The sequence below is a fragment of the Streptomyces sp. JLBJ103 genome, assembly GCF_058215575.1.
The window spans coordinates 6,916,248-6,941,900 of the sequence record NZ_CM177089.1 but is presented as its reverse complement, the minus strand read 5'-3'; the positions used below and the strand labels follow the sequence as shown (position 1 = coordinate 6,941,900).

The following is a 25,653-nucleotide window of genomic DNA, read 5'->3' as shown; positions in this document are numbered from 1 at the left end:
CCAATCAGACGGACACGCCACCAGCGAATGAACCTGACCAAGCACTACTAGGTGTGTGGTCCGGGGACGTTGGTGACAGGTGACACGCTCTGAGTGGTCCTTGAACGAGGCGAGGGCCTCTGGTTTCGGTGTGGATTGCGACATCTACCACCGGCACGCAGGAGGCCCTCGTGATCCACCGTAACGCCCCGCTGACTCCGACCGGCAGGCTGCGTCTGGCCCGGTGCGTCGTCGACGACGGCTGGCCTCTGCGGCGAGCCGCCGAACGGTTCCAGGTCCCACCACGTCGCGCTGTACGCCCCCGTCATGTTCCGCCGCGAAGCCCGGCGGCGCGGGGCGGAGTTCCACGGCGCCGGAACGAACTGGACCTGCGATCCCCTCGTTCAGCAGACGGCGAGCGAGATCTGGACGGGCTTGGGGAACGCGCGCTTCAACGGGTACGTCTTCGGCCACCTCTGGCCGGAACAAGCCGAGGCGAAGGCCCGTGACCTGCTCATCGCGTGGACACGGGCACGGCCCGATCTGGTGATCGCCGAGTGCAGCGACCTCGGCGCGCACCTCGCGGCCAAGGTCCTGGGGCTGCCTCTGCTCGCAGCGGACAACGGCCTCGGACCGGTGCTTCTGGACCTCTGGGACATCGATATCGCGCCCGCGCTGCTTCCCCTCTACAAACAGTACGAGCAGGACACGCCCGTGCTTCCTCCGATGGTCGCCCCCGCGCCGGTCGAGTGGTTCTACCCGGTTCCCCCACCCTCGGCACGCCCGGTCCGACGCACCGTCGCGGGATTCCGCACCATCCTCCCCGGGTGGCTGGATCGCTCCCTCTCCTCCCGTCCGCTCGTCTACGTGAGCCTCGGCACCTTGACCACCGCAATGACGGGCCGGTCTGGCCGGGCCGCACGTGGACTACCTGGAACCCATCGTCCGCCGGTATCGCCACCTCAGTCGGCGGGGGCTTCCCCCTCCCACCGGGGTCGTGCCGGACTCCGCACCGGCGGCATGCTGGGCCTGCATACGGTGTGGCGCAGCGCGGGAAGGGATACGTTCCTGAAGGCTGATTGGCCACCTCCGGCAGACCGTACATCCCCCTAGAGTCGTCCTATGAATAGCCTTCGTACGCCTGATGAGCGGTTCGCCGACCTTCCGGACTACCCCTTCGCACCCCACTATGCCGACGTGGCGGCGGGCGACGGCAGCGACGAGTCGCTGCGGGTGCACTACGTCGACGACGGCGACGGTTCCTCGGGCGAGACCGTGTTGCTGCTGCACGGGGAACCAACCTGGTCCTACCTCTACCGGCACATGATTCCGGTCCTCTCCGCGGCGGGGCACCGGTGCGTCGCGCCCGACCTCGTCGGCTTCGGCAGGTCGGACAAACCGGCCCTGCGCTCGGACTACACCTACCAGCGCCATGTGGACTGGATACGCGAGGCTCTGTTCGACCGGCTGGACCTACGCGGCATCACCCTGGTGTGCCAGGACTGGGGCGGACTCATCGGCCTGCGCCTGGTGGCGGAGGCACCCGACCGCTTCGCGCGGGTGGTCGTGGCGAACACCTTCCTGCCCACCGGGGACCGCGATCCCGGCGACGCCTTCCGTGCATGGCGTGAATTCAGCCAGAAGACCCCGGAGTTCCGCGCGGGCGACATCGTCAACGGCGGCTGCACGACAGCGCTTGCTCCCGAGGTCGTCGCCGCCTATGACGCGCCCTTCCCCGACGAGACGTTCAAGGAGGGGGCGCGGCAGTTCCCGGTGCTGGTACCCGTGTCCCCGGACGATCCCGCCGCCGAGCCCAACCGCCGGGCGTGGCAGAAGCTTCGGAGCTTCGCCAAACCCTTTCTGTGTTCCTTCAGCGACCGGGACCCGATCACCCGCGGTGCCGACCGGGTCTTCCTCCAGCTCGTTCCCGGCTGCGCGGCGCAGGAGCATGTCGTGGTGAAGGACGGCGGACACTTCCTCCAGGAAGACCGGGGTGCCGAGTTCGCGGAGATCGTGAACCGCTTCATCGCCGGAAGCTGACATCCGGGCGCGGTGCACCTCCCCAGGCGAGGGGCGGCGCCACCCCGGTTCCCGACCCGTCTTCCCGCGCGGTCTTCCGCGTCAGACGGCATCGGCACCCCGGCGGCCGTCGGCCTGGCCTCATGACGCCTGGACCGGACGGTTGTCGGCGTAGGGGTACCCCACTCTTCTCGCCGGCGTCAGGTAGGGGTGTTCGCGCCGGTGAGGCGGCGGACCATCACATGGGTCATCGCCCAGTAGACGCGGGAGGACCGGGAGGACGAGGAGGAAGGGCGGTGTTCGCTGAAGGCGTCGTGATCGGAGCGCCGGCGCGGGAATGATGACTCCGACGGCTCAGCGCCCGCTGGTGACGCGAGGGCGCGTCGAGGTCGACCACCCCGTCGTCCACACCCCGCCTGCGGGGTCAGCGCCGCGCGGTGGGTGCGGGCCGGGTGCTCGCCCGGCGTCAGGACCCGGATGACGGCGGGCGGCGGTGGAGCCGACGGGCGCCACCGCCGTTCCCGGGGTTCCGGAGCGCGGGGATCAGCCCTGCCCGCAGGAGCGAGGACTTGCCGCTTCGGGAGGGGGCGAAGACGGCGGTGAACCAGTCGCTCCGCGCCAGCTCCATGACGTAGGCGGCTGGTGGTGACCGGCTGCCGTCCCTGACGGGAATGCGGTGGGCCGCCGCCTTCCTCGTCTTCATCTTCCATGTGAAGAGCATCGACTATTTACACCGTGTCCTACATGGTCGGTTTGAGGAGGCGCTTGTAGCAGCACAGGGCTGCGGCGAGTCCGAGAAAGGCCAGGTAGTTGCGGGGATGGCGCTCGTAGCGGGGTGACAGGCGGCGGTAGCCGGTGAGCCAGGAGATGGTGCGTTCGATGACCCATCTGCGACGGCCCAGTCGTTCGCTGGAGTCGATGCCCTTACGGGCGATGCGGACGCCGATGTGCTGGCTGCGCAGCCATTGCCGCAAGCCAGAGAGGTCATAGGCTTTGTCGGCGTGCAGCCGCTTGGGCTTGGAATGGTCGCCGTGGAGTTCGTGTCCTATGGGGAAATGGGCGACCATCGGCTTCAGTCCGAGGCTGTCGTGGACATTGGCGGCAGAGACACCGACGCGGAGGGCAGGCCGTTCGCGTCCGACAGGATGTGCATCTTGGAACCCGGCTTGCCCCGGTCCACGGGCGACGGACCTGCAAGTTCGCCCCCTTTTTCGCCCTGACATGGGCGGAGTCGAGGACGACGCGGGAGACATCGACCAGACCGGCGTCGTCCAGCCGGTGCAGGACGGCCTCGTGCAGCCGGCCCCACACACCCGCTCTGGACCAGATCAGAAACCGACGGTGGGCGGTTGACTTCGACACGCCGAAGCACGGTGGCAGGGCTCGCCACGCACACCCGCTGACCAGTACACCGGTCTTCAACCTTGAGGGCGGCGCCGGTAGCAGTGCCCTTGCCAGAAACCTCATCCGCCCTGGTAGGGGCTGGTGCATCAGGTTTCCCGAAATCTGGCCGCGGTCGTCTGAGTCGGCGCTCTCGCGCAGCTGCCGTCAGCACGTCATGATGATCGATCGTGCTGCCGCGGTGAGCGCCAGCCTCGCGAGAGCGCCTGTTTCGGCGACTTCGCTCGACCTCCGGTACACCGCGCGCACCGCCTCCCACCAGGGCGGATGACATTTTCGGCAAGCGCAGATCCTCACCTACGCCCCGCTCGGCCAGACCACCTACCAGCACCCGGATCTGATCCCGAAGACCCACTTCTCCTACCGGGTGCGGCCGTACTACGGACCCGCGTCCCGGCCGGTCGACGTCACCCTGCCGAAGGGGTCGTTCACCAAGGCGGAACAGCACCAGGAGCACACATGTGCGCCGCCGCGCACCATCCGGCGGGCCGGGGTGCGCACCAGCCCCGTCCGGCGACCCACCGCGACCCCGACCGATCTGCGCGCGACCGTCATGCACGCCAACGGCATCCGGTTCACCTGGACCGACCATGCCGAGGGCGAGCGCGACTATCTGCTGGAGGACCGGCCCCGGGGCGGCGGCTCCTTCCGCCCCGTCGCCGTACTCGACCCGGACATCAACTCCTTCGGGCTGATCACCCTGCCGAACGAGAAGCGGGCCTCCTATCGGGTCCGGCCCTTCACCTACGGCGAGCGGTCCAATATCGCCCGGATCACCACCGGCGAGCGGCCCGCCGGGCGCGGCTGAGCACCACCGCCTCAGTCGCCGGTGGCCTCGGTGGCCTCGGTGTCCGCCAGGGACGGGGAGAGCTCCTCCGGCAGCGGGGTGTGCCGCGCCCCGGCGACGAGGACATCGAAGGCCCAGGCCAGCCGGTCCTGGGGGGACCCGGACAGCAGCCGCGGACCGAGCGCGGCGATATGCGGATGGGTCCGCGGTGAGACGTCCCTCACCACCGTGGCGAGCGCCTGCCAGTCCGCCTCGTCCTGGGGGGTGTCGCCGGGGGCACGGTGGGCGTGCTCGGCCGCGGTCGCGGTGGCGAACTGGAGCAGTAGATCGAGCAGCCACGCGGCCCGGTCGGGCTCGAGGCCGCCCTCGTCCAGCAGCGCCAGCAGCGCCTCCACCAGATTCAGAAAGTGCTTCCCGAAGGGGCGGGCCACCAGGGCGGACTGGGCGAGACCGGGGTACTCGAACAGCACCGAGGTGTACGAGGTGAGGATCCGCACCAGCCGGTCGTGCCAGTCGCCCGCCGCCTTGGCCGGGCTCAGGTCGACCGCGCCGAGGAGCTCGTCCAGGACCGCCGCGTGCAGCTCGGCCATGTTGCGGACATAGACGTAGAGCGAGGCCGGCCCGGTGTCCAGCTCCTTGGCCAGGCGGCGCATCGTCACCCGCCCCAGACCCTCGGCACGCATGAGGTCGACCGTGGTGGCGATGATGCCTTCCCGGGTCAGGGCCGGTTTCGCCGGACGTTCCCGGCGGCTCCGCGGGGCGGTGGGGTGCGCTGTCATGGCGCCATCGTACCCGTTGGCGAACACGTTCGTGGCGAGCGCGTTCGTGACGAACCTGTTTGTCACGAACGCGTTCGCCGCCCTACGCTCCTCCCATCCGCCGGGCACCTACTCCGAGCCAGGGAGGCATCGCCATGGCCGCCACGGTCGCCATGTCCACTATGTCCGCTACCTTCGCAATTCCCCGTATCGCCATCGTGGGAGGAGGGCCGGGAGGGCTGACGCTGGCGCGCGTGCTGCACGTCCACGGCATCCCCTCGACCGTCTACGAACTGGACGCGTCGGCGACCGCACGCGACCAGGGCGGCACGCTCGACCTGGACGAGGAGTCCGGCCAGCGCGCACTGCTCCACGCCGGTCTACTCAAGGAGTTCCGGCCGCTCAGCCGTCCCGAGGGCGGGGAGTTGCGCCTGCTCGACAAGGACGCCGGCCTCGGCCTCCACATCCCCCCGCCGGAAGACGGCGACGGCAACGACCGTCCCGAGATCGACCGCAGGGTGCTGAAGGAGCTACTGCTGGGCTCGCTGCCCGAGGGGACGGTCCGCTGGGACCGCAAGGTCAGGGCGGTCGCCATCGGCGCAGCGGGGCGGCCCACGCTCACCCTGGCCGACGGCGCGACCGTCGAGGCGGATGTGCTGGTCGGCGCGGACGGGGCGTGGTCCAGGGTCCGGCCCCTGCTGTCCGACGCCGAGCCGGTCTACACCGGGGTGTCGTTCGTCGACGGTCTCCTGGACGACGTCGACACCCGGCACCCGGCCGTCGCCGAACTCGTGGGCCAGGGCTCGATGTTCGCCCTCGCGGATGAGAAGGGGTTGTGCGCCCAGCGCAATGGCGGCGGCCGGATCCGCGTCTACACCGCGGTCAAGGTGCCGGAGGAGTGGAGCCGTTCGGGCCTCATCGACCCGGCGGACCCGGCGGCGACCAGAAAGCGGCTGCTGGACCTCTTCCCCGACTGGGACGAGGGGCTGCGCGCGCTGATCGCCGACGGCGACGGCCCGCTCGTCCCACGGCCCATCCACGCCCTGCCCATCGGCCACCGCTGGGAGCGGGTGCCCGGCGTCACGCTCCTGGGCGACGCCGCCCATCTGATGTCCCCCTTCGCGGGGGCGGGCGCCAACCTCGCCATGCTCGACGGCGCGGAACTCGCGCTCGCCCTCGCCACCCACGACGACACGGAGACAGCCCTGAACACCTACGAGACGGCCATGTTCCCGCGCGCCGAAGCGGCGGCCGCGCAATCCGCCAACCACCTCGTCGACTTCTTCCAGCCGGACGCCCTGCGGATCATGCGGGACGTCTTCACCACGATGCGCGCCGGAGGCACGGACCGATGACCACAGCCAGCGAATTCACCGGGTCGCCCGGATCCCCCGGATCCCCTGAATCCCCCGTCTCCCCCGGGTCGCCCGGATCCCTTGGATTCACCATCGAGCCCTACCCCGGCCTGCCCCTGACGGTGCGGGACGTGGGCACGGGCCGGCCCGTGCTCGTTCTGCACGGCGGCGGCGGACCCGCCACCATGACCGGCGTCGTGGATCACTTCGCCGCCACCTCCCGGGTGCTGGCGCCGACCCACCCGGGCTGGGAGGACACCCCGCGGCCCGAGTGGTTCTCGGACGTGGGCGACCTCGTCGAGACCTATCTGGATCTGCTGGACGACCGCGACCTGCGCGATGTCCTGGTCGTCGGCTGCTCCTTCGGCGGCTGGATCGCCTCGGAGATGACCGTGCGCGACAGGGGCCGCCGCATCGGCGGGCTGATCATCATTGGCGCCCTCGGACCACGGGTCGAGGGGCACGAGGTGCGGTTCCCCACCGCCCCGCCCGGCCAAGGCTCCGGGCCCGGCCAGGGCCCCGGCCAGGACTCCGGACCCGGCGCACCGGCCCCGCGCCAGGGCCCCTCGCCCGCGGCGCTCCAGGCGGTGATGGCCTACGCGGGGCCGTTTAAGTCCGACCCGAAGCTGCTGCACCGGCTCGCCCGGGTGACGGTGCCCGCCCTCGCGGTGTGGGGGGAGAACGACACCGTCGTCACGCCCGACTTCGGCCGCGCGTACGCCGCCGCCATCCCCGGGGCGCGTTTCGAACTGATCCCGGGCGGGGGCCATATCCCCACCCGGGAGACCCCGGAGGCCACGTTCGCCGCGATCGACGCCTTCGTGGCCGCCGCCGGGCGATAGCCGCCGAAACTCAGCTGGGGCGGCCCAGCTCCTTGCGGAAGAGATCCAGCACATTGCCGCCGAGGATCTTCTCGATGTCCCCCTCGGGACGGCCCCTTCGGACCAGCGCCTCGGTCACCAGAGGCAGTCCGCGGGGGCCTTCGAGTCCGGGGACCACCAGTCGCGCGTACTCGACGTCCTCGCAGCACGGCGGTGTGGTGTCATCGCTGACCTCCTTGATGAAGTCCGGCCCCAGACCCATATGGCGACACCAATCACCTCGGCGATGTGGACAATGTGATCGCCCAGCCGGTCCACCGTACGGTCGGCCGGGGCGGTGGCCAGGAACTCGCCGAGGAAGTTCACGCACACCGTGCCGCCTGTCGCGGCGATCCCGCACAGCTGATCGTCGGTGAGGTTGCGATGGTGGTCCAGCAGCGCGCGGGCGGAGGAGTGGGTGGCCATCACCGGGCGGGTGGCCAGTCCAGCACATGGGCCACCCCAGAGGTGCCGAGATGGAAGACGTTGAAGAGGATGCCCAGGCGCTCCATCTCCGTCAGCGCCCGGACCCCGGCCTCGGTGAGCCGACTTCCGGTGGCGTCCTCACCGCTGCCGTCGGCCAGGGCGGTCGGTCCGGCCCCGGTGGGCGAGCGAGGCGATGCGCACCCCGAGGCGGTGGAGGGTCGGCAGGAGCTCCACGTCCGCGTCCAGCCCGGGGGCGCTCTCCAGCGCCAGCACCGGGGCGATCCGGCCGTCGGCGAGCGCCGCGTCGACGTCGTCGCCGTCCAGGCACAGCCGTACCTCGTCGGCGTTGCCCTCGGCGAGGGTGTGGGCGCACTCGATCATCCGCAGCGTCTCGCGCAGCGCTGCGCTTGCCGAAAAATCCGTCTGTCCTGGTGGGAGGCAGTGAGCGGGGTGTTCGGGCTTCGATGGCGATCGGTTGAGCCGCGCTCTCGCGCGGGTATCGATCACCGCGGAATGATGGTCGGCCGTGCTGCTGCGACTGGGCTACCTGGCTGTAACTCACGCGTTCGCCATGCTTCGCCTGCTGCCGATGAGCGACCGCGACAAGGACACGGAGATCCTCGCCCTGCGCCACCAGCTCATGGTGCTGGAGCGGCAACTCGGCAAGGAGAGGGGGCGGTTCACTCCGAGCGACCGGGCGATCCCGGCCGCACTGCTGCACCGGCTGCCACGGGACATGCTGAGCAGACTGCGACTGGTGGTCCGTCCCGACACGGTACTGCGCTGGCACCGCGACCTACTCGCACGCCGCCACGCGGCCACCTCCCGGCCCAGACCTCCGGGCAGGCCCCGTACCGTGCGTTCCGTCCGGGCCCTGGTGCTGCGCCTGGCGAAGGAGAATCCCGGTTGGGGCTACAGGAGGGTGCACGGTGAACTTCTTGTCCTGGGTGTGAAGGTCGCCGCGTCCACTGTCTGGCAGATCTTGAAGGAAGCTGGGCTCGACCCGGCACCCGAGCGGGCCTGCAGCACGTGGGCCGACTTCCTGCGTTCCCAGGCCGATGCCCTGCTGGCCTGTGACTTTCTGGAAACGGTCACCTTGTCCGGGGCCCGACTGTACGTGTTGGCGGTCATCGAGCACGCCAGCCGACGCATCCCGATCCTGGGTGCGACCGCGCACCCGAGCGCATCATGCGTGGGGCAGGTGGCCAAGAACCTCGTCACGGACCTTGAGGACGCGGGCTGCCGGGCGCCGTTCCTGATTCGGGACCGGGACGGGAAGTTCCCCGGCCTTGTTTGATGCCGTCCTTACAGATGCGGGGATTGTGGTCATGCTCAGCGGCGTTCGGATGCCGAGAATGAACTCGATTACGGAGCGTTGGGTGCAGACCTGCCGGCGTGAACTGCTGGACCGGACGTTGATCTGGAACCAGCAGCACCTGCTCCATGCGCCGCGGGAGTTCGAGCAGTTCTACAACGCTCATCGGCCACACCAGGGCCTCGCGAACGCCCGACCGCTGCACCCGTTACCCGCGCCGATCACCGAACCGGACCAGATCGCCAGTCTCGACAGACGAAGACGCGAGCGCCTCGGCGGCATGCTCCACGAGTACCGACATGCCGCATGACCTGCACGGATGAGATTTCCGGCAAGCGCAATCCTCGCCGCCGACTTCCTCCACCTCGACACCATCTCCTCAAGCGCCTGTACGCCCTGGTCTTCATCGAACACGGCACCCGGCGTGTTCACCTCGCCGGCGTCACCGCGCGCCCCACCGCCCGGCGGACCGTCCAACAGGCCAGAAACCTCACCATGACGCTGGGATGCCGGATGGACACCCTGCGCTTCCTCCTCCGGACCGGGACAGCAAGTACACCAGCGCCTTCGACGCCGTCTTCCAGGCCGACGACATGGAGATCCTGCTCAGCCCGCCTCGGGCACCGAAGGCGAACGCAGTCTGCGAGCGAGCCGTGGGCACCCTACGCCGCGAAGTCATCGACCGGATCCTGATCTACAACGAGACCCATGCCGTGAAGGTGCTGACCGAGTGCATCCGGCACTACAACCGGCACCGCCCCCACCAGTTCCGGCAGCAACTGCCCCCGGACAGTACCGAACTACCCGCTCTGGCCAACGTCACCGACCTCAAGGCCCATCGAATCGAACGACAGCCCGTCCTCGGTGGCCTGATTAACGAGTACCGCCAGGCTGCCTGACCGAACGGCATCGCCGCAGCTCACAGCACCGAATCGTATTTCCGAGCGGCACAAGAGTTCGCGGCCCTGCGTTACTTCGCACTCAACGGCACCGACCATCGCAGCCACGACGAACAGAACGCCGCCATCGCCGCTTACACCCGCTGCACAACGCCCGCGCCGAGCCGAAGACCAACTTCGCCCCCGACTCACCCATCCGCGCTTGGACCGATTCCCCCGCCAAGGTCCTGACGAGCGGGCGTGTACGGAACTTTGTGTAAGTCCTTGAGTTTCACATGGTGTTGAGCCGGTCCTCGAAGAAGAGTGAGAACTGGTTCCCTTCTTCCAGTGTGCCGCGACGTGGTTGATATCGCGCACTTTGGGGGTGATCTGCTCGCGGACGGCGAGGTAGAGCACCTTCAGCGCGGCCTGCTCGGAGGGGAAGTGCCCGCGGTTGCGGGTGGCTTTCCGTAGCCGTGCGTTGATCGATTCGATCAGGTTCGTCGAGTAAACGACCTTCCTTATCTCGGGCGGGAAAGCCAGGTACGGGGTGAACTCACTCCACGCGGACTGCCAGGTCCGCACGATCGCGGGATACCGCTGGCCCAGCTCGCCTGCCGCGAAATCAGCGAGGGCCTGCTCGGCGGCCTGCTCGGTCGATGCGGTGTAGATGGCCTTCAACTCCGGTACCAACCGTGCGTGATGCTGCTTGGCGGCGAACCTGAGCGAGGCACGGATCAAGTGGATCACGCAGGTCTGGACGGTGGCTTTGGGCCAGGTCGCGGTGACCGCGTCGGGCAGGCCTTTCAGCCCGTCGCAGGCGACGATGCACACGTCCTCGACCCCGCGGTTGCGGAGCTCGGACAGCACGGTCATCCACGTGGTGGCGCCTTCGCCCTCATCTCCGGCCCACAGGCCGAGCAAATCCTTGCAGCCGTCCATGTCCACCCCGACAGCCACGTAGACCGGCCGGGAGACCACCGACCCGGAGCGGATCTTCACCCACAGCGCGTCGATATAGATGATCGGCCAGATGGCGTCCAGGGGCCGGGTCTGCCAGGCGTCGAGTTCGTCGGTGACGGCATCGGTGACCTTGCTGATCAGGTCCGGTGAGACCTCGACGCCGTACACGCCGGCCAGGTGGGAGCGGATGTCGCGCACGCTCATGCCCCGTGCATACAGCGACAGAATCCGCTCGTTGAACCCCGCCAGCCGCCTGGCGTGCTTGGGCACCAGCTGCGGCTCGAAGGACCCGTCACGGTCCCGGGGCACCGCCACCGTGACGGCCCCGGCATCGGTCAGCACCGTCTTCGACGAGGTGCCGTTGCGGCTGTTGCCCGACCCACGGCCCGCCGGATCGTGCTTCTCATAGCCGAGGTGTTCGGTCATCTCCGCGTCCAGAGCCCGCTCCAGCACGGCCCGTGTGACCTCCGTCAGCAGCCCGCCATCACCCAGCAGCGCCACACCCAAGGCGTCAGCGCGGTCCATCAGCCGCTCGACGACCTCGTCCACCAGCTCGTCTCCGACCGGCTCGACAGCCGGAATCCCATGGTCGTTCATGTCCGTCCGTCCCAGCTGGTCAAGGCCCAGATCCAAGCCCAGGCCCAGGCCAGCCTGTCACATCACGGACTTACACGATCTTTCAGACACGCTCTGACGAGCCACTAGACGCGGTTGCCCCACAGTGATGGGTCGTTCACGTTTCGCTTGGTGACCACGGGGGCGGGGAGCTGGTCCTCAAGGAGTCCGCTGGGCAGCCGGACGATGGTGCTGCCGTGGTCCGTCGGCCCCGGTGTGAACTTCTGTCTCTCCATAGCCTTCTTAATGTAGCTCATGGCGTATTTCGCGTAGAGATCGATGGGCTGGGAGACGGTGGCGTCGATCTCTCCTTTGCGGATCGCATCGAGTTCCTGCGGGATGCCGTCGTTGGCGACGATGGTGATGTGTCTGGGGTCGCCGACCGGGAAGAGGGCGTTGTTTCGTTGCAGGATCGACAGCGCCGGTACCAGATAATCGCCGCCTGCCTGCAGGTAGATGCCTTTGATATTGGGATTGGCGTTGTACAGCGAATCCAGGCCGACCGCGGCCTTGCTGGCCTGCCAGTCCGCGGGGATGTTCAGAACCTTGATGCGCGGGTAGTGCTTGGCCATGCAGGTAAGGAAGGATTCCGTGCGGTCTCGGCCGTTGACCGACGCCAGGCCGCCCTGGATCTGCACGACCTTGCCGGTCTTGACGGCATCGCCGAGGTACTGGCATGCCTTCCGGCCAAAGGCGCGATTGTCCGCCCGGACCACCATGGCGACCTTGCCGCTGTCCGGTGCGACGTCCACCGCGACCACCGGCACCCCCGCCTGCCCGGCCGCACGCAAGCCGGGCCGGATCGCCGCAGAATCCAGCGGCCCGACGACGAGGCCCTTGACCTGCTGGACCAGCAGGGTGTGGATATCAGAGATCTGTTTGTCGATGTCGGATTCGGAATTCACTGCGGGGAGCATTTTGACGCCGTGCGCCTTGGCCTGCGAAGGGACGGCGGCATTGTAGGCCCGCCAGAATGGCGTGGTCTTCGGAATGACCACTCCGACCACCCCCGTGGTGGCCGTGGGACCGGCCGTTGTGCCGCCGCCGCAGCCCGTTGTCGCAAGGCCGCAGGCGAGCGCGAGGATGGTCGCGGCGGTGGCCATGCGCCTCGTGCGGCCCGGCCTCGGAACTCGGGGCACGGCGGAGCGGCTGGGGGCCCGGAGCACCGGTCGCCTCCAGAGTTCTCGCCCGTGATGTGTGCCCATTCAGCCGTTCCCTCGGGAAAGACACCTCGGCGCGGCGGTGAAACCGGGCGGGCCGTTCTCTGCCCGCTGCCTTCTTATCCTAGTGGCTCGTCAGGACCTTGGCGGGGTAATCGGTCCAAGCGCGGATGGGTGAGTCGGGGGCGAAGTTGGTCTTCGGCTCGGCGCGGGCGTTGTGCCAGCGTGAAGCTTCCCCTGGTAACTGGACACCTGGAGACTGAAACATGAGGTTCCAGAGGAAGTAGTGCCAGGTGGGTAGTCAGCACTCGAAGCGGTATTCGGAGGAGTTCAAGCGGGACGCGATCGGGTTGGCCCGTGCCTCCAGCAAGACCATCACGGAGGTCGCGCGGGATCTGGGGGTGAGTCCGGAGAGCCTGCGTGGCTGGGTCAAGCGTGACCGGATCGATGCCGGTGAGGGAGGGGCGGGTGAGCTGACCAGCGCGGAGCGCGAGAAGCTCAGGCGACTGCGCAAGGAGAACCTCGAGCAGCAGAAGACAATCGAGATCCTGAAAAAAGCCGCGGCCTTCTTCGCTCAGGACAGCGACCGGTGAGCGAGGTCTACCGGTTCATCGCCGCGGAGAAGGCCACATATCCGGTGGCCCTGCTGTGCCGTGTCCTGGGCGTGCCCCGCTCCTCTTTCTATGCCTGACTGGAGGCTGAGGAGGTCCGGCAGGCGCGCGAGCTTGTCGATATGGCTCTGCTCCACGAGATCACGGTGATCCACCTGTCCTCGAAGGGCACCTACGGGGGTACCGCGCGTGCACGCCGAACTGCGCAGACTGGGCCGGGCTGTCAACCGCAAACGGGTGGAGCGGATCATTGCGGGTGCCGATTAATCATCCACGCAGGTGGGGGCTTGATCAGCAATCTTCGGCTCTGCCTGAGCTCGCCCCGGCGTCTTCACCTGTCCATGGCTCCGAGGGCATGGTGCTGCTGCGCCTGACCTTGCGGGTGCCGATAAATCATCTACGCAGGTCGGGATCCTGATCACGGATCTTCGATTCTCCTCGACGTTCGCCCCGGGGTCTTCACCAGCGCAGGGCCCCGGCGGCATCATGATCTGTCGTGCTGCTGCGTCTGGCCTACCTCGCCGCGACCAGCGCCCTGGCTTCCTACGCCTCCTGCCGATGAGCGACAGGGAGAAGGACGTCGAGATCCTCGTACTCCGGCACCAACTGCTCGTCCATTAACGCCGGGTCAGCAAGCCGACCTTCACCGACACAGACCGCGCCATCCTCGCCGGCCTGCTCCACCACCTCCCCAAAGACAGACCGCGGCACCTTCTGCTCCTGGTCCGCCCCGACACAGTCCTGCGCCGGCATCGCAACCTGCTCAAGCAGCGCCATGCCGCAACCTGCGTACCCCGACGACGCGGACGCCCACGCACGATCCGATCGATCCACGCCCTGGTCCTGCGCCTGGCCAAGGAAAACGCCTCGTGGGGGTATCGCCGGATCCACGGCGAACTCGCAGCACTGGGTATCAAGATCGCCGCCTCCACCGTCTGGGAAATCCTCCGCCAGCACGGCATCCCTGAAGGGTGTCAATATTCCATTTAGGCTGCTGAGCTGGGCGTTTCCTGTGGATGGTGAGGAAGCCGGGGTGACGTGGTGTGGTACTCGTTGAGCAGTCCGCCGAGTACCTGGCGGCGCCTGACCGCGGCAGCGGGCAGGGGGATGACGTTCGGGTCGTCGTCGGGTGCTCGTAGGCCAAGGCTTCGGTGGGCGGCTTCGTTGATTTCTAGGAACAGCCTTTGTCGACGGCTTCCGGAGGAAGTTGGTGATCAACCGACTAGGGAATGTCGAGGAGAACTGACGGCACTGCCGTGGCCCCGGACGCGGGACGGCCGACCGCTCGTCTGACAGCGGCCAGCTCGCATTCGCCACGTACGACCAGTTGTGGTGTCACTCTGTGGAAGAGGGCGTCGCTGAACTCCGACGGGGCGATCTCAGAGATCGCGGTTGAGTCAGAACCGGAGCCGGAACTGGGCTAGAAAGGTGGGTATGGAACTCACCCAGATACGCTTGTTGGTGTCCGACTTCACCGCCGTCTACCGCTTCTACCGGGACGTGCTCGGGCTCAAGCCGCAGTTCGAGGCCGAGAGCGGCCCGTACGCCAAGCTCAGCCCCGACACTGGACAAGCCGGAATCGCGCTGCAAGACCGCACACAGATGGCCGGCGTGCTGGGGCGGTTGGGGGCAGAGCCGGAGGGATATCGCGCGCTGGTGGTGCTGCGGGTGGACGACCTGAACGCCGCCCACGCCGAGCTCACCTCGCGAGGTGCGGAGTTCACCCGAGGCCCGGGCCCGATGGGCGACCGGATGCGGGTCGCATACCTGGAAGACCCGGAAGGCAATCTGATCGAGCTTCAGGAGTGGCTGACGCTGCGCGAGCAGGCTGGTTGCGCGCCGGCCTAGAAGGACCACCGGCGGCCGGATAGGTACCCACCGACTGGCCGCCGACGGGGATAGCCCAACCGGCCGCACCAGCCAGGCCGAGTCCAACGCCTTCCGCACCGTCCGCCACGTCACGCCATACTTGCGCTCAAGCTCCCGCATCGACATGCCGCCCCGATGGTCACGCCGGATCGCCGCGTACAGCTCGACCTTCGACATCTGCGGCATGACCAGCACCTTTCACCAGGAGCATCCCGATGCTGCCCTGGCAAGAGACCTGGTGCCTCCCAAACTCATCAACACCACCCGACCGTGGATCGGGGCGCCTCCCAAACCCATCGACAAGTGCCGTCGCTACTGCTCGATAAGCCAGGTGGGCCGGTCCGTGTTGTAGTGCTCGGCGTACAGGTTGAGGACCGTACGCAGGTGTCGTTCACCGGTGATGAGGAGGCGGTCGGTGCATTCGGCGCGGGCTGTGCGTATCCATCGTTCGGCGAACGCTTTGGGCCGGGGACGTTGCGGCGGGGTCGGTATGACGGCTGTGCCGTTGTCGGCGAAGACGGCGTCGAACGCGGAGGTGAACTTGCTGTCCCGGTCACGGATGAGGACCCGGAAGCACCCAGCCCTGTCGCCGAGGTCCATGAGCAGATTGCGGGCGAGTTGAGTGACCCATGCGCCGGTCGGGTGGGCGGTGACACCCAGGACGTGAACGCGCCGGGTGGCAGTCTCCATGACGAAGAAGACGTAGAAGCGTTTGAGGAAGACGGTGTCCACGTGCATGAAATCGCAGGCCAGAAGCGTGTGGGCCTGGGCTCGGAGGAAGGTACGCCAGGTCTGCTGGGAGGCCCGCTGCGGTGCGGGCGGTAGACCGGAGCAGCGCAGGACGCGCCGGATCGTGGCGGCGGCAACCCGATGGCCAAGCCGTCGGGAGCTCACCTTGGATCCTGACGTACCCCCAGGTCGGGTTCTCTCGCGCCAGGCGCTGGATGAGCGCCGCAATCTCTTCTGCCAGCGGTGGCCGACCGGGTCTGACCGACGTCTGACGCCACTTCCAGCACACCAGACGACGGTGCCAGGCCAGCAGCGTCCCCGGGGTAACCAGCAGATGGCGGCGCAAGACGGATGGCAGATGCCGGGCGAGAGCGGAGAGCACGGCACGATCAGCCCATGAAAGCCACGGCCGCACTACTTACCGGCGAAGCACAGCCACCTCATGACGAAGCGCGAGGATCTCGGCGTTGTTCGCGGCGGTCGACCGGCCCAGCAAAAGAAGGCAGCCCAGTAGCCAGCAAAAGATCAAGTAGAGCAGTCACAGACCCACAATCAGTGATCATGCCCATACGTGGACGATCACAAAGCCCCAGGTCAGCGACCATACGGCAATAAAGACACCCTTCAGTCGTTGTGCCAGATCGCGGCGGTAATCAGCGCGTGATCGAGGAGTTCACACCGCAGTGTCCCGACAACTCTCTCGCAGTGCGCGTTCATCCGCGGGGACCGTGGGGCGGTCTTCAGGGTTTCGATGCCCTCGGCTTCGAAGACCGCGTCGAAGGATTCGGTGTATTTGCTGTCCCGATCGCGGATCAAGAAGCGCAGTGACTCCAGGCGCACACCTTCGTCGAGGGCAAGGTTGCGGGCCTGCTGGGCTGTCCACTGTGCGGTCGGATGTGCGGTCACCCCGGCGACGTGGACGCGGCGTGTTCCGTGCTCGAGGAAGACCAGCGCGTAGACCCGGCGAAGGCTTACCAGGTCGATGTGCAGGAAATCGCAGGCCACGATGGAGCCAGCCTGAGCCGTAAGGAACTCGCGCCATGTCGGCCCGCTGCGGTGGGGGGCAGGGTCGACACCGGCTGCCGTCAAGACCTCGGCGTCACCGCTCACCCCACCGCCGCCTGGGCGACCCAGCAGGTCCGCCAGTTGCTCTGGCAACTCGGCCACCGCGCAACCGAGTTCACCCACCTGGTCCGCGACCGGGGCACAACGTTCACGGCCGCCTTCGATGCCGTCTTCGCCAGCGAGGGCATCACCGTAGCCAAGATCCCTCCGAGGAGCCCTAACTGCAACCCGCACGCCGAGCGGTTCGTACGCTCGGTACGTGAAGAGTGCACCGACCGCCTGCTCATCTTCCACCGCGGACACGCCGTTCGTCCGTCTGCGTGCAGTCTTGCCCGAAGGACCGACTTGCTACCAGCCCGGACCGCGCCGGCTCCGCCACATGCGTGGTGACACATCCTCACCTCCCGTGGGCGGCGCTCAGCGTCCGGTCTGGTCGGCTTCCGGTCACCATCGAGGCAGGCCCGCCATCGGTCTCCCACTCCTCTTCCCTGCTGGCATCCTCCCGGGCGTCACGGACGGCGGTCTCGCTCGCCATCAGACCGCTGGCGGTGAGGTGGCCGCCGACGGTCGCCGCGGCGGCCATCAGCCGGGCGGCGGCTGCCGCACTCGTCTCCGGCGGGATCACCAGAAGATCCGAGCGGCCCGCGGTATAGGAGAGCAGAATCAACTTGTGGGGGTCCTGCTCGTCAGCGAACCAGCCCACGTGCACCGTGTGCCCGGTCGCAGGCACCTTGCGCGGGATCACGGGCCAGTGGGTCGGGTTCACGGAGACGCGAGTGATCCGGCCCCAGCGTGCGTCCAGCACATCCGTCAGGACAGGCAGCTCGCCCAGCAGATCGCGGGAACGAGGCCACCACGCACCGTCAAGAAGACCTGGAACCGGACTAGTCGGGGTCAGTGACAGGCGGACCGGTGGCGAGGGCACGCGCCCGTTGGCGGTCGTATGGTCGATGGTCACGGTCATGGCGCGACCTGTCCCCGGGCGCCTCTTCAACGTCCCGGTGTTGTTGCTCGCCGAGAACGACACCCGCGTGAAAGCGGTGTGCGAAATACTCCCGGTGATTTCAGCGTACTCCGAGGGCCCGCTGAGCCTCCGTGTGATCAGCGACTTCTTCAGGAACCCGGGTCGGGATCCGCAGGGCGTTGGGGGGAGCCCGGGCGTGGGCTCGAGGTACGGGGAGAGTGCCGCGGGGTGGGGGATGAAGCGGACGCCCGGGAGCATGGGTCGGCTCCCTGCCAGGAAAAGCGGGCAGTGTATATCCATCTCAGGATGCGGCGCCCATCGGTGGTTGACCTCCGGACGATGCCACACGGTGGCGTCCGCGGCGTCGGGCATGCGGTCACTGCGGGCAGCGACCCTGCCGATGCGGCAAACACCCACCCGTCTCATCGGGAAGCGGCAGGCAGGCTCATCTCACGCGGGCGGCGAACCGGGAGGGCGTGCCGTAGCCATGACGCGGAACCCGCTGATCGCCGGCGGCGACATCGGCGTGGAGAGGGTGACATCACGGGTCCCGGCGACCGGGCCCGTATTGCCTCGGTTTTGGCGTGGCCGTGGGGCCCTGCTACGCAGTTCCTGTCATCTGCCGTTTCCGGTCTCCGTCCGTGTGCGCCTTCCCCATCAGCGAGCCCTCTTCCTGCTCGTAGTGCGACAGGGCGAGGCCGAGGCCGAAGAACGTGGGTGCCCACTCGCCGACGTAGATGCCCCAGCGGTCAGCCCGGTCGAGTCCGACGCCGGGCTCGGCACGCAGGGACGTGGCCCAGGTCAGCATGGAAAGTCCGATGGAGGCGACAGCGGCGGTGTAGGCGTGCTCACTGCGCAGGCCCATGTCGTGAAGCTTCTTGATCATGGCGGTGGCTCCTTAAGGTAGTTCCCCCCTCGGGGCTCACCTTCGGGTTCCCCCTGCGTAGCGAGTGACGCGGGTCGAGCGAAGTATCCAGGGGAGCCCTTGAGAACGAAGTGAATGGGTCTTCGGGGCGCGTGCCGGTCTGGAGGGGCAGGGCCGGACCGACAGCCCGGTCAGCGACCGGAGCTTTGGCCGGGAGATCGCGCGTCGTGTTCGAGAGGCGCTCGACGCCCACACGGTCGGACCTCGTTGTCAGTCTGGTCGCGGAGTGAGCCCTTGGGGGCCATGGTGGAAATGTTGACTGCTTCGCTGTGGCGCACGGATATCGACTCCCCGCGCCGACGGCGGGCTGACAGAATTCGGCGCTTCCTCAGCCGTGGTGCGCCGCGCGATCGTCAGCTGCCGGTGGCGGCCCCATGAGCCCGGCATCTTCCCGGTCAGCCACGAGGAGGCCGCGACCGTCGGCGCGCCGCGATCACTCGCCATGCCGCAGTACCGATGCCGCATGGGTCCCCCGTCCTGAACTCCCGCTGCGAGGCGCATCACTGACCCTCCAGGAGGCGATCGGCGGATCACCGACGGCGACTCGTGCCGGCCCCTGGCGCTTGCGGCCAGAGGCTGTACGGCCCGCACCCGGCAGAGTCGTGGCGCAGCCATGACCCGAGGCATAGCCGCATTTCCCGATCGAGCGATATGCACCATACTTGTCTGTATGGCCTGATTGACGGCCTCGTCTTGGGGGCGGGAGGAGGAGCGAGCATGAAGAGCACCCAGGCTGCCCTGGCTTTCACCGGCGGTTATCTCGTCGGAAGCAGGCACAAGATGCGGTGGGCTATCACCCTCGCAGGACTGACGGCTGGGAGACGCCTCCTGTCCGGCCACGATGTGACCGGTGGGGGGCAGGCGAAGTCCTCCGAGCTCGGCCGGCTCGGCCAGGAGCTTCGCGGTGAGTTGATGACCGCGGGGCGTTCGGCGGCCATATCGACGATAAGCAACCGGATGAATTCGCTGAGCGATGCCCTGGGGGAGCGAGCCTCGGCGTTGCGTCCCGGCCCGAATGGCCAGGAGCCGGATGAGCCGACGTCGCAGGAGGACACAGCACGGGGGGATGAAGCCGAATCGCGGAAGGAGCCCAAGGACGAGGGGCGGTCCCGAGCCGGCACATCGAAGAAGTCAGCTGACCATCCGGCCGAGCAGGAAAAGCAGACCGAGGCCGCAGGGTCCAGACGGAGCGGAGGGTGATGGGGCATGGCTGAGAAACCGGACGACCAGCACACAGGCGGGCTCGGCACTCTCGCCCAGCAGTTGCCCACCGACCGCCTGAAGCAGGAAGCACAGAGCCTCCTCACCGCACTGGGCGAGAAGGCCCTGTCATCGCTGAGCAACATCAGCGGGGACGGCAACCCCGGAGGCGGGCTTGGCGACGCGGTGAAACCCATGATGAAGGCCGGATTGGGCATGGCCAAAGACAAGGTCATGGACAAAGCCAAGGAGGCCATACCGGGCCTTGGCGGCGGCGGTGGCGGCGGCAAGGACAAGAAGCTGAAGGTCACCAACATCGTCGAGCAGATCGACGTCAGTGCCCCCGTGTCCCTCACCTACAACCTGTGGACCCAGTTCGAGGACTTTCCCAACTTCATGAAGAAGGTCGAGGACGTCTCACAGGAGTCCGACACAGAAATGGAGTGGAAGGCCCAGGTCTTCTGGTCCCACCGCAAGTGGCACTCCGAGATCCTCGAGCAGGTGCCGGACAAGCGGATCATCTGGGAATCGCGGGCCGAGAAGGGTCATGTGAACGGGGCTGTCACCTTCCATGAGATAGCTCCGGAACTCACCCGGATCCTGCTGGTCCTGCAGTACTACCCCCAGGGCTTCTTCGAGCGCACCGGAAACATCTGGCGGGCCCAGGGCCGCCGCGCGCGTCTTGAGCTCAAGCACTTCCGTCGCCATCTCATGGCCGAGGTGCTGCTTGAACCCGACGAGATCGAGGGCTGGCGGGGCACGGTGCACGAGGGCGAGGTCGTGGAAGAGGAAGAAGAGCCCGAAGGCGAGGAAGAAGAGGAAGAAGAGGAAGAGGAAGAAGAAGCCGAGGAAGAAGAAGAGCCCGAGGACGCGGAGGATGAGGCCGAAGAGAAGGAGAAACCACGGCGGCGCTCGCGTCGTTGACGGAAATCTCCTCCTCAACGGGGACCGCGCTCGGGTTGCCGCGGAAGCACGGTGGATCCGGGAGAAGCCCGGTCACCGGGAATCACTCAATGCGGGTGACGACCACGACGACGGTGACGGGTTCCGGGGTGCCGGAGCGCGGCACCAGTGAACTGACCGTCGATCTGACGCTCCCCTGGACGTCGCGCGCGGTGTCCAGGGCACGGCGGTCCCCTGTGACGACGCAGCGGACTTCGACGATCCAGGCGCCGGTTCGAGGACTGCGCTCGGCGCGGATGCCCGCTTCGGGCGACGGCGTGGTGGAGCCCATGGCCCGCCGGACCCGGGCGCCCGCCACGGCCAGAGTGTGGCGCAGGCTCGGCTGCAGTCCGGCCACCCCGGGCACCGCCAAGGCCGCTTCTGCGGCGGCCCGTTCGATGCCCGCGGTGCCGAGCGGGGTCATCGTCCGCTCCGGTTCCGTGGCCTGGGTTCGGCGGGAGCGGTGGGTGTCGAGGGTTCCAGTTCGGACACGATGGCCAGGTCGATGCCGCTGACAGCGACGCCGAGTTCGTCCTCGGCGGCGCACCTGACCGCCCGGCGTACCTCGGCGGCCCGGCCGGGCAGGGGACGGTCGAGGGTCATGGCGAGGGTCATGGCGATGACCACCGTGGTGTTGCCCTCGTCAGGGATCAGGCGGCAGCTGGCGGCCCGCACTCCCGCGACGCGGTCGGCGGCCCGCCGCAGAACCTTCGCCGCCGCGGTCTCGGCGACCCACAGCTCCGTCGCGGAACCGTCCAAGGGCAGCAGCCGGCCGAGCCGGGCTTCGGCCCGCACCGCGCGCATGACCCGGTCCGCGACGATGTGAGCGCTCGGGCGCATCCCGCGGAGGGTACGGGCGGCCGCGTCCAGGGCGGTGAGTCCCTCGACCGCCTGGCGGCAGGACGCGCAGCCGGCCGTGTGGGAGTCGGGGCCACCGCTGGTCCGGGCCTGTTCCCAGACGTGGCTGATCAGTCGCCCGCAGGGCAGCTCTTCGTCTCCGACGAGCTGTGCCGCGTCGGTGTCCGTCCGGGCGCCGGTCGGCCCGTCACTCGCGGGTGTGGCACGCCCGTGGTCGTCTAGCGCCATGAGGCCATCTCCTTCACCAGTGTGCGCCGCGCCCGAAAGAGCCTGCCGCGTACGGTCGGTTCACTCTCGCCCACCACCCGCGCGATCTCCTCGTACGACAGCCCGTGCAGCTCCCGCAGGACCCAGCAGGCACGCTGAGCGGGCCGGAGCTCCCGGAGGGCTCGGGCAAGCGCTGCGGTGGCGGCCTCGCCTTCGGCGGCACGGGCTGGTTCGCCGCCGACGTCGTGGGCGGTCGGCTCGGGAATGGTGTCCAAGGACACGGGAGGGGCATGCCCGCGCAGGATGTTCATGCACTTGTTGGTGACGATGCGGTACATCCAGGTACGGAACGTGGCGTCTCCGCGGAACTCAGGAAGCCGCCGCCATGCGCTGATGAGTGCGTCCTGCACAGCCTCCTCGGCATCCGAGGCGTTCCCCAGCATGCGGCACGCCAATGCCAGCAGCGGTCCGCTGTGACGGTGCACCAGTACGGCGAACGCGTCCTCGTCGCCCTCGGAGGCCCGGGCGACCAGCAGCCCATTGCCCAGGTTCCACAGACCGTCCCCCGTGGTACCGCCGTCCCGCTCCGTCGAGCGCGGCTCCGCTCCGGCCGGCGGGGACGCACCCTCATGCCGGGACGGTGACAGTCCCTGCTTCCCGTTCACGGTTCGCTACTCACGCGATTCGTTCCGTGGAACGCGTGACCGCGCCGTCCCGGTTGCGCCTGACAGCGTGGTCCGACCAGGCGTTCCACTCATCAGCCTACGTGAGAAGGGATCCACGGAGAAAAACAGATCCGCGAAAAGAGTGAGGATTGCCGTCGCTCTGTGTCGAAAGTGATGACGGGCACTGATGCGGTGCCCCGCACAGCCCGACAAGGAGCACATCATGACGGACACGACACCCCGCCCGGCCACCGAAAGGAGCCGGCCTGCCGCAGAGACAACGGCACAGCACGGCCCGAAGCCCAGCCGCCAGGCGCCGGAGACCCGTGGGCGGACCACGATCGCGGACACCGTCGCGGAGAAGATCGCCGGGATGGCAACCCGTGAGGTCCCGGGCATTCACAACCTCGGCTCCGGAATGGCGCGGACCATCGGGGGCGTCCGTGAACGGATGCCCGGCGGACAGCCCAGCATGACCCGCGGTGTCCACGTCGAGGTGGGCGAGCACGAGGCGGCAGTCGATCTCGACGTCGTCGTCGACTACGGATACCCCATCACCGATGTCGCCGCCGATGTCCGCACCAGTGTCATCGCCGCCGTGGAACGCATGACCGGTCTGGACGTCGTCGAGGTGAACATCGCTGTCGACGATGTCGACCTGGGGGACGAGGACGAGGCCGAAGACGGTGAGCACCGGGTGGAGTGACTTCCCCCCAGCTCAAGAGACTGGTGAATGAACGATGAACACGACCATGGCGGGGCTCCTGACAGGTCTGGCACTGGGTTTCGCCGGCTACTTCGGTGGCTTCGGGGCTTTCCTCGTGGTGGCGGCTCTGGGCCTGGTGGGCTTGGTCGTCGGCCACCTGGCACGCGGCGATGTGCACATCCATGACTACGTCCGCACCCGGGAGAACGACGGCCACCGAGGGGAGACCTTCGAACGCCACCGGACCACATCAGGGCCCCACTCCCGCACTGAGCACAAGAGGCGTGTGCAGTGAGCAGCAAGCCCCCGTCGCACCCCCTCCCGGGCACCCCCAGAGGTGAGGAGGCGGACACAGCATCCCTCCCCGCGCCCGCGGGACGTGGTGCGACGCTGATCCCCGATGCCGTGGTGGCCCGCATCGCGGCGCGGGCGGCACGCGAAGCCCTCAGCCGGCAAGAGGGCGGAGCCCCGCCACGTCCCGGCCTCGGCACTCCCCGCTCCACGGCGACCGTGCACAACGGCGCGGCCCGCCTCGGTGTCTCGCTGGGGCTGCCCTATCCCGTCGACATCGCCGGTACCTGCGGCGAGCTACAGCGCTACATCGCCGACCGGGTCGGCTACCTGACCGGCATGCGCATCGACAACGTCAGCGTGTCCGTCCGGCGACTCGTCCCCGATGTGAACCCGCGACGAAGACGAGTCCGATGAGCCGGCGGCACGCGTCCGTGACAGGAGGAGCATGACTTCCCGCACGCCGAACGCCGCACCCCGCCCCGGCGGCGATCACTCGCGACGACGTCCGGACACCACGGCGGCACCGGCCGGGCACACACGGCCCGACGAGGTGCCCTCCGATCCGCCGACACGTCAGCCGACACAGACGGAACCATCCCGCCGCCCCTGGGGTGCGCGACGGGCCCCGGCCGGACTGGCCGCATCACTCATCCTTCTCGCGGCGGGCGCACTGCTCTTCGAAGCCGTGTGGCTGCGTACCGGACACCGGGCCACTCCTTCGTGGAGGAGCCTGACCGATCAACTGGCCACTCGGCCGGTGGACGATGTCTGGATCCTCTGCGGTGCCGCCCTCGCGGCCGCCCTGGGCCTGTGGCTGGTGATCCTGGCCCTCACCCCGGGTCTCCGCCGCCAACTGCCGTTGCGGGTCCCCGCCGACGGTCATGGGCGGATGCGCGCCGCGCTCAACCGCAAGGGCGCGGCGCTGCTCCTGCGGGACGCAGCGATGCGTGTCCCCGGGGTCAGCGCGGCTCGAGTCCGGGTGCGCCGCCGCAAGATCACCATTCGCGCCGATGTGCGCTTCCGGGAAACAGGCGACGTCAGGGATGAACTCACCACCGCCCTCCGGCGCGCTGAGCGCGAGCAACTCGCTCTGGTCCGCCTCCCGCGGCTGGCGGTCCGCATACGCCGGAACGCCACCTGACGGACGTGGACCAGAACACCGGCGCCGACACGCACAGGAGAAGACGATGACGGAACCCACCAAGACCAACCGCGTTCTTCTGGGTCTGCTCGGACTCGTGCTGCTGGGTGGCGGGCTCTTGGTGCTCGCCGCCGGCGGCGACCTCTACCGGCGCTGGAACCTCACACCGCCCGCAGGCTGGCCACTCACCGCTCCGCACGACGTCCTGTTCCCCCGCGCCGACCAGAACCGGTGGGCTGACCAGGGCTGGTGGTGGGTGGCTTCCGCGGCCGCACTGGCCCTGCTCCTCCTGCTCGCCCTGACGTGGCTGCTGTCCCAGCACCGGCGGCGCCCACACCGGCTGTCTGTCGCAAACACCTCCAGGGAATCCGTCGTGGTCAACAACCACGCGCTCGGCGAGGCCCTCACCACCGAACTCGACGTGTCGCGGGGCGTCCGGCGGTCCCGGGCACGCTTCTTCGGGCCTCCCACTCATCCGCGGGTCGGGATCGACCTCACCCTCGAACCCGGTGGCACTCCGGAGCACGTGCTGAAGGACGTGCGCGACGCCACCGATCGAGCCCGTAGCTCCGCGGGCTGGGACCAACTCCCCAAGGAGGTCCGCCTGGGCATTGCCCGCCATGGGCCGCACCGGGCCGAGTGACGACGGCGTTTCGCCCCCGCCCTGTGCCGGGCCCACCCTCCCCCGGCTCCGAACGCGGCGGAGCGTATCGTTGCGTCGGTCTGCGCCGTTCGAGGGTTTCGCCGTCGGCGAGTGTCGCAGGGACCGGTGGTTCCCGGGCCGGCAGGCGATGATCAGGCGATGCGAATCTTCGGCAGCCACACGACCGTGACCGCTGTACACGCATGGCCGACAGCCGGCCACTCAGGGACGACCAGGACCGTCCGTGACGGGGCCTGAGCGACTCCCTGACCCGGGGACGGTCGATCGCTCGGAAGGATTCGGCGAGCGATTGCTCGG

27 protein-coding genes and 8 pseudogenes are annotated in these 25,653 nt (G+C 68.4%); 19 read left to right on the top strand and 16 right to left on the bottom strand.

Annotation, left to right across the window (positions count from 1 at the left end; all coding sequences use genetic code 11):
* Positions 1–170 precede the first annotated feature (170 nt).
* From AC4BEG_RS30395 to AC4BEG_RS30385, 3 genes and pseudogenes are all read left to right on the top strand, one after another.
* Positions 171–278, top strand: a pseudogene (locus tag AC4BEG_RS30395) (IS481 family transposase); the annotation flags it as partial.
* Between the two features lie 28 nt (positions 279–306).
* On the top strand, positions 307–1,092 hold the full coding sequence (locus AC4BEG_RS30390; RefSeq protein ID WP_490707348.1) for a hypothetical protein: 786 nt from the start codon (positions 307–309) through the stop codon (positions 1,090–1,092).
* Between the two features lie 9 nt (positions 1,093–1,101).
* On the top strand, positions 1,102–2,019 hold the full coding sequence (locus tag AC4BEG_RS30385; RefSeq protein ID WP_490702867.1) for a haloalkane dehalogenase: 918 nt from the start codon (positions 1,102–1,104) through the stop codon (positions 2,017–2,019).
* A 179-nt stretch (positions 2,020–2,198) separates the two neighbouring features.
* Here the strand turns inward: AC4BEG_RS30385 and AC4BEG_RS30380 are convergent.
* The 3 genes and pseudogenes from AC4BEG_RS30380 to AC4BEG_RS30370 all read right to left on the bottom strand — a co-directional run.
* Positions 2,199–2,300: pseudogene (locus AC4BEG_RS30380) on the bottom strand (IS5/IS1182 family transposase); the annotation flags it as partial.
* 164 nt (positions 2,301–2,464) lie between these two features.
* Positions 2,465–2,701, bottom strand: a complete 237-nt coding sequence (locus AC4BEG_RS30375; protein WP_490702866.1) for an nSTAND1 domain-containing NTPase — start codon at positions 2,699–2,701, stop codon at positions 2,465–2,467.
* Between the two features lie 37 nt (positions 2,702–2,738).
* Positions 2,739–3,465 (bottom strand): annotated as a pseudogene (locus AC4BEG_RS30370) (IS5 family transposase).
* A gap of 301 nt (positions 3,466–3,766) precedes the next feature.
* On the opposite strand from AC4BEG_RS30370, the gene AC4BEG_RS30365 reads away from it, so the two are divergent.
* Positions 3,767–4,207: a hypothetical protein gene (locus AC4BEG_RS30365; protein ID WP_490702865.1), complete on the top strand. Its 441-nt coding sequence runs from the start codon at positions 3,767–3,769 to the stop codon at positions 4,205–4,207.
* Positions 4,208–4,218: 11 nt separating this feature from the next.
* Here the strand turns inward: AC4BEG_RS30365 and AC4BEG_RS30360 are convergent, their stop codons facing one another.
* Positions 4,219–4,965, bottom strand: coding sequence for a TetR/AcrR family transcriptional regulator (locus AC4BEG_RS30360; protein WP_490702864.1), 747 nt, complete (start codon positions 4,963–4,965; stop codon positions 4,219–4,221).
* Positions 4,966–5,099: 134 nt separating this feature from the next.
* Here AC4BEG_RS30360 and AC4BEG_RS30355 point away from each other — a divergent pair, with 134 nt between their 5' ends.
* Both AC4BEG_RS30355 and AC4BEG_RS30350 read left to right on the top strand, forming a co-directional pair.
* Positions 5,100–6,299 carry an FAD-dependent oxidoreductase gene (locus AC4BEG_RS30355; RefSeq protein WP_490702863.1) on the top strand — a complete coding sequence of 400 codons (1,200 nt, stop codon included), beginning with the start codon at positions 5,100–5,102 and terminating at the stop codon, positions 6,297–6,299.
* Entirely contained in the window at positions 6,296–7,141 is an 846-nt protein-coding gene (locus AC4BEG_RS30350) for an alpha/beta fold hydrolase (RefSeq protein ID WP_490702862.1), read from the top strand. Before AC4BEG_RS30355 ends, AC4BEG_RS30350 begins: the two co-directional genes overlap by 4 nt.
* Before the next feature lie 10 nt (positions 7,142–7,151).
* Here AC4BEG_RS30350 and AC4BEG_RS30345 read toward each other — a convergent pair whose 3' ends face one another.
* The 3 genes and pseudogenes from AC4BEG_RS30345 to AC4BEG_RS30335 all read right to left on the bottom strand — a co-directional run bounded on the left by AC4BEG_RS30345 (position 7,152) and on the right by AC4BEG_RS30335 (position 7,966).
* Positions 7,152–7,382, bottom strand: a complete 231-nt coding sequence (locus AC4BEG_RS30345) for a hypothetical protein (RefSeq protein ID WP_490707347.1) — start codon at positions 7,380–7,382, stop codon at positions 7,152–7,154.
* Positions 7,383–7,444: 62 nt separating this feature from the next.
* Positions 7,445–7,585 (bottom strand): annotated as a pseudogene (locus AC4BEG_RS30340) (membrane dipeptidase); the annotation flags it as partial.
* A 138-nt stretch (positions 7,586–7,723) separates the two neighbouring features.
* Positions 7,724–7,966 carry a membrane dipeptidase gene (locus AC4BEG_RS30335; RefSeq protein ID WP_490702861.1) on the bottom strand — a complete coding sequence of 81 codons (243 nt, stop codon included), beginning with the start codon at positions 7,964–7,966 and terminating at the stop codon, positions 7,724–7,726.
* 145 nt (positions 7,967–8,111) lie between these two features.
* Here AC4BEG_RS30335 and AC4BEG_RS30330 point away from each other — a divergent pair.
* Positions 8,112–9,210: pseudogene (locus AC4BEG_RS30330) on the top strand (helix-turn-helix domain-containing protein).
* A gap of 196 nt (positions 9,211–9,406) precedes the next feature.
* Complete coding sequence (locus AC4BEG_RS30325; protein ID WP_490702860.1) at positions 9,407–9,799, top strand: integrase core domain-containing protein; 393 nt, start codon at positions 9,407–9,409, stop codon at positions 9,797–9,799.
* Positions 9,800–10,070: 271 nt separating this feature from the next.
* On the opposite strand, the pseudogene AC4BEG_RS30320 reads toward AC4BEG_RS30325, so the two are convergent.
* A pseudogene (locus AC4BEG_RS30320) lies at positions 10,071–11,338 on the bottom strand (IS256 family transposase).
* 104 nt (positions 11,339–11,442) lie between these two features.
* Positions 11,443–12,459: a sugar ABC transporter substrate-binding protein gene (locus AC4BEG_RS30315; protein ID WP_490702859.1), complete on the bottom strand. Its 1,017-nt coding sequence runs from the start codon at positions 12,457–12,459 to the stop codon at positions 11,443–11,445.
* Positions 12,460–12,809: 350 nt separating this feature from the next.
* Here AC4BEG_RS30315 and AC4BEG_RS30310 point away from each other — a divergent pair, with 350 nt between their 5' ends.
* The 4 genes and pseudogenes from AC4BEG_RS30310 to AC4BEG_RS30295 all read left to right on the top strand — a co-directional run bounded on the left by AC4BEG_RS30310 (position 12,810) and on the right by AC4BEG_RS30295 (position 14,975).
* The gene (locus tag AC4BEG_RS30310; protein WP_490702858.1) at positions 12,810–13,109 is read left to right on the top strand and encodes a transposase; all 300 of its coding nucleotides are present in this window, start codon (positions 12,810–12,812) and stop codon (positions 13,107–13,109) included.
* Between the two features lie 207 nt (positions 13,110–13,316).
* Positions 13,317–13,394 carry a hypothetical protein gene (locus tag AC4BEG_RS30305; protein ID WP_490707257.1) on the top strand — a complete coding sequence of 26 codons (78 nt, stop codon included), beginning with the start codon at positions 13,317–13,319 and terminating at the stop codon, positions 13,392–13,394.
* Positions 13,395–13,623: 229 nt separating this feature from the next.
* Positions 13,624–14,093 (top strand): annotated as a pseudogene (locus AC4BEG_RS30300) (integrase); the annotation flags it as partial.
* A gap of 468 nt (positions 14,094–14,561) precedes the next feature.
* On the top strand, positions 14,562–14,975 hold the full coding sequence (locus AC4BEG_RS30295; protein WP_490702857.1) for a VOC family protein: 414 nt from the start codon (positions 14,562–14,564) through the stop codon (positions 14,973–14,975).
* Positions 14,976–15,308: 333 nt separating this feature from the next.
* On the opposite strand, the gene AC4BEG_RS30290 is transcribed toward AC4BEG_RS30295, so the two are convergent.
* From AC4BEG_RS30290 to AC4BEG_RS30275, 4 genes and pseudogenes are all read right to left on the bottom strand, one after another.
* The gene (locus tag AC4BEG_RS30290) at positions 15,309–15,734 is read right to left on the bottom strand and encodes an integrase core domain-containing protein (protein WP_490702856.1); all 426 of its coding nucleotides are present in this window, start codon (positions 15,732–15,734) and stop codon (positions 15,309–15,311) included.
* A gap of 642 nt (positions 15,735–16,376) precedes the next feature.
* Positions 16,377–16,820 (bottom strand): annotated as a pseudogene (locus tag AC4BEG_RS30285) (integrase core domain-containing protein); the annotation flags it as partial.
* Positions 16,821–17,187: 367 nt separating this feature from the next.
* Complete coding sequence (locus tag AC4BEG_RS30280) at positions 17,188–17,754, bottom strand: DUF5994 family protein (protein ID WP_490702855.1); 567 nt, start codon at positions 17,752–17,754, stop codon at positions 17,188–17,190.
* A 601-nt stretch (positions 17,755–18,355) separates the two neighbouring features.
* The gene (locus AC4BEG_RS30275; protein ID WP_490702854.1) at positions 18,356–18,640 is read right to left on the bottom strand and encodes a hypothetical protein; all 285 of its coding nucleotides are present in this window, start codon (positions 18,638–18,640) and stop codon (positions 18,356–18,358) included.
* Positions 18,641–19,396: 756 nt separating this feature from the next.
* On the opposite strand from AC4BEG_RS30275, the gene AC4BEG_RS30270 reads away from it, so the two are divergent.
* Both AC4BEG_RS30270 and AC4BEG_RS30265 read left to right on the top strand, forming a co-directional pair.
* The gene (locus AC4BEG_RS30270) at positions 19,397–19,879 is read left to right on the top strand and encodes a hypothetical protein (protein WP_490702853.1); all 483 of its coding nucleotides are present in this window, start codon (positions 19,397–19,399) and stop codon (positions 19,877–19,879) included.
* Positions 19,880–19,885: 6 nt separating this feature from the next.
* Entirely contained in the window at positions 19,886–20,803 is a 918-nt protein-coding gene (locus AC4BEG_RS30265) for an SRPBCC family protein (RefSeq protein ID WP_490702852.1), read from the top strand.
* A gap of 82 nt (positions 20,804–20,885) precedes the next feature.
* On the opposite strand, the gene AC4BEG_RS30260 is transcribed toward AC4BEG_RS30265, so the two are convergent.
* Genes AC4BEG_RS30260 through AC4BEG_RS30250 form a run of 3 tightly spaced genes read right to left on the bottom strand, consistent with a single transcriptional unit; the run spans position 20,886 to position 22,434 of the window.
* The gene (locus AC4BEG_RS30260) at positions 20,886–21,245 is read right to left on the bottom strand and encodes a hypothetical protein (protein WP_490702851.1); all 360 of its coding nucleotides are present in this window, start codon (positions 21,243–21,245) and stop codon (positions 20,886–20,888) included.
* Positions 21,242–21,907 carry a hypothetical protein gene (locus tag AC4BEG_RS30255; protein WP_490702850.1) on the bottom strand — a complete coding sequence of 222 codons (666 nt, stop codon included), beginning with the start codon at positions 21,905–21,907 and terminating at the stop codon, positions 21,242–21,244. The genes AC4BEG_RS30260 and AC4BEG_RS30255 overlap by 4 nt, the downstream gene beginning before the upstream one ends.
* A complete protein-coding gene (locus AC4BEG_RS30250) occupies positions 21,898–22,434 on the bottom strand; it encodes an RNA polymerase sigma factor (RefSeq protein ID WP_490707256.1) in 537 nt (178 codons plus the stop codon). The genes AC4BEG_RS30255 and AC4BEG_RS30250 overlap by 10 nt, the downstream gene beginning before the upstream one ends.
* Before the next feature lie 340 nt (positions 22,435–22,774).
* On the opposite strand from AC4BEG_RS30250, the gene AC4BEG_RS30245 reads away from it, so the two are divergent.
* Genes AC4BEG_RS30245 through AC4BEG_RS30225 form a run of 5 tightly spaced genes read left to right on the top strand, consistent with a single transcriptional unit; the run spans position 22,775 to position 25,335 of the window.
* On the top strand, positions 22,775–23,257 hold the full coding sequence (locus AC4BEG_RS30245) for an Asp23/Gls24 family envelope stress response protein (protein WP_490702849.1): 483 nt from the start codon (positions 22,775–22,777) through the stop codon (positions 23,255–23,257).
* Between the two features lie 34 nt (positions 23,258–23,291).
* Positions 23,292–23,552 carry a hypothetical protein gene (locus AC4BEG_RS30240; protein ID WP_490707346.1) on the top strand — a complete coding sequence of 87 codons (261 nt, stop codon included), beginning with the start codon at positions 23,292–23,294 and terminating at the stop codon, positions 23,550–23,552.
* Positions 23,549–23,965 carry an Asp23/Gls24 family envelope stress response protein gene (locus AC4BEG_RS30235; RefSeq protein ID WP_490702848.1) on the top strand — a complete coding sequence of 139 codons (417 nt, stop codon included), beginning with the start codon at positions 23,549–23,551 and terminating at the stop codon, positions 23,963–23,965. The genes AC4BEG_RS30240 and AC4BEG_RS30235 overlap by 4 nt, the downstream gene beginning before the upstream one ends.
* Before the next feature lie 31 nt (positions 23,966–23,996).
* On the top strand, positions 23,997–24,692 hold the full coding sequence (locus tag AC4BEG_RS30230; RefSeq protein ID WP_490702847.1) for a DUF6286 domain-containing protein: 696 nt from the start codon (positions 23,997–23,999) through the stop codon (positions 24,690–24,692).
* Positions 24,693–24,738: 46 nt separating this feature from the next.
* Positions 24,739–25,335: an alkaline shock response membrane anchor protein AmaP gene (locus AC4BEG_RS30225; protein ID WP_490702846.1), complete on the top strand. Its 597-nt coding sequence runs from the start codon at positions 24,739–24,741 to the stop codon at positions 25,333–25,335.
* The last annotated feature ends 318 nt before the right edge of the window (positions 25,336–25,653 follow it).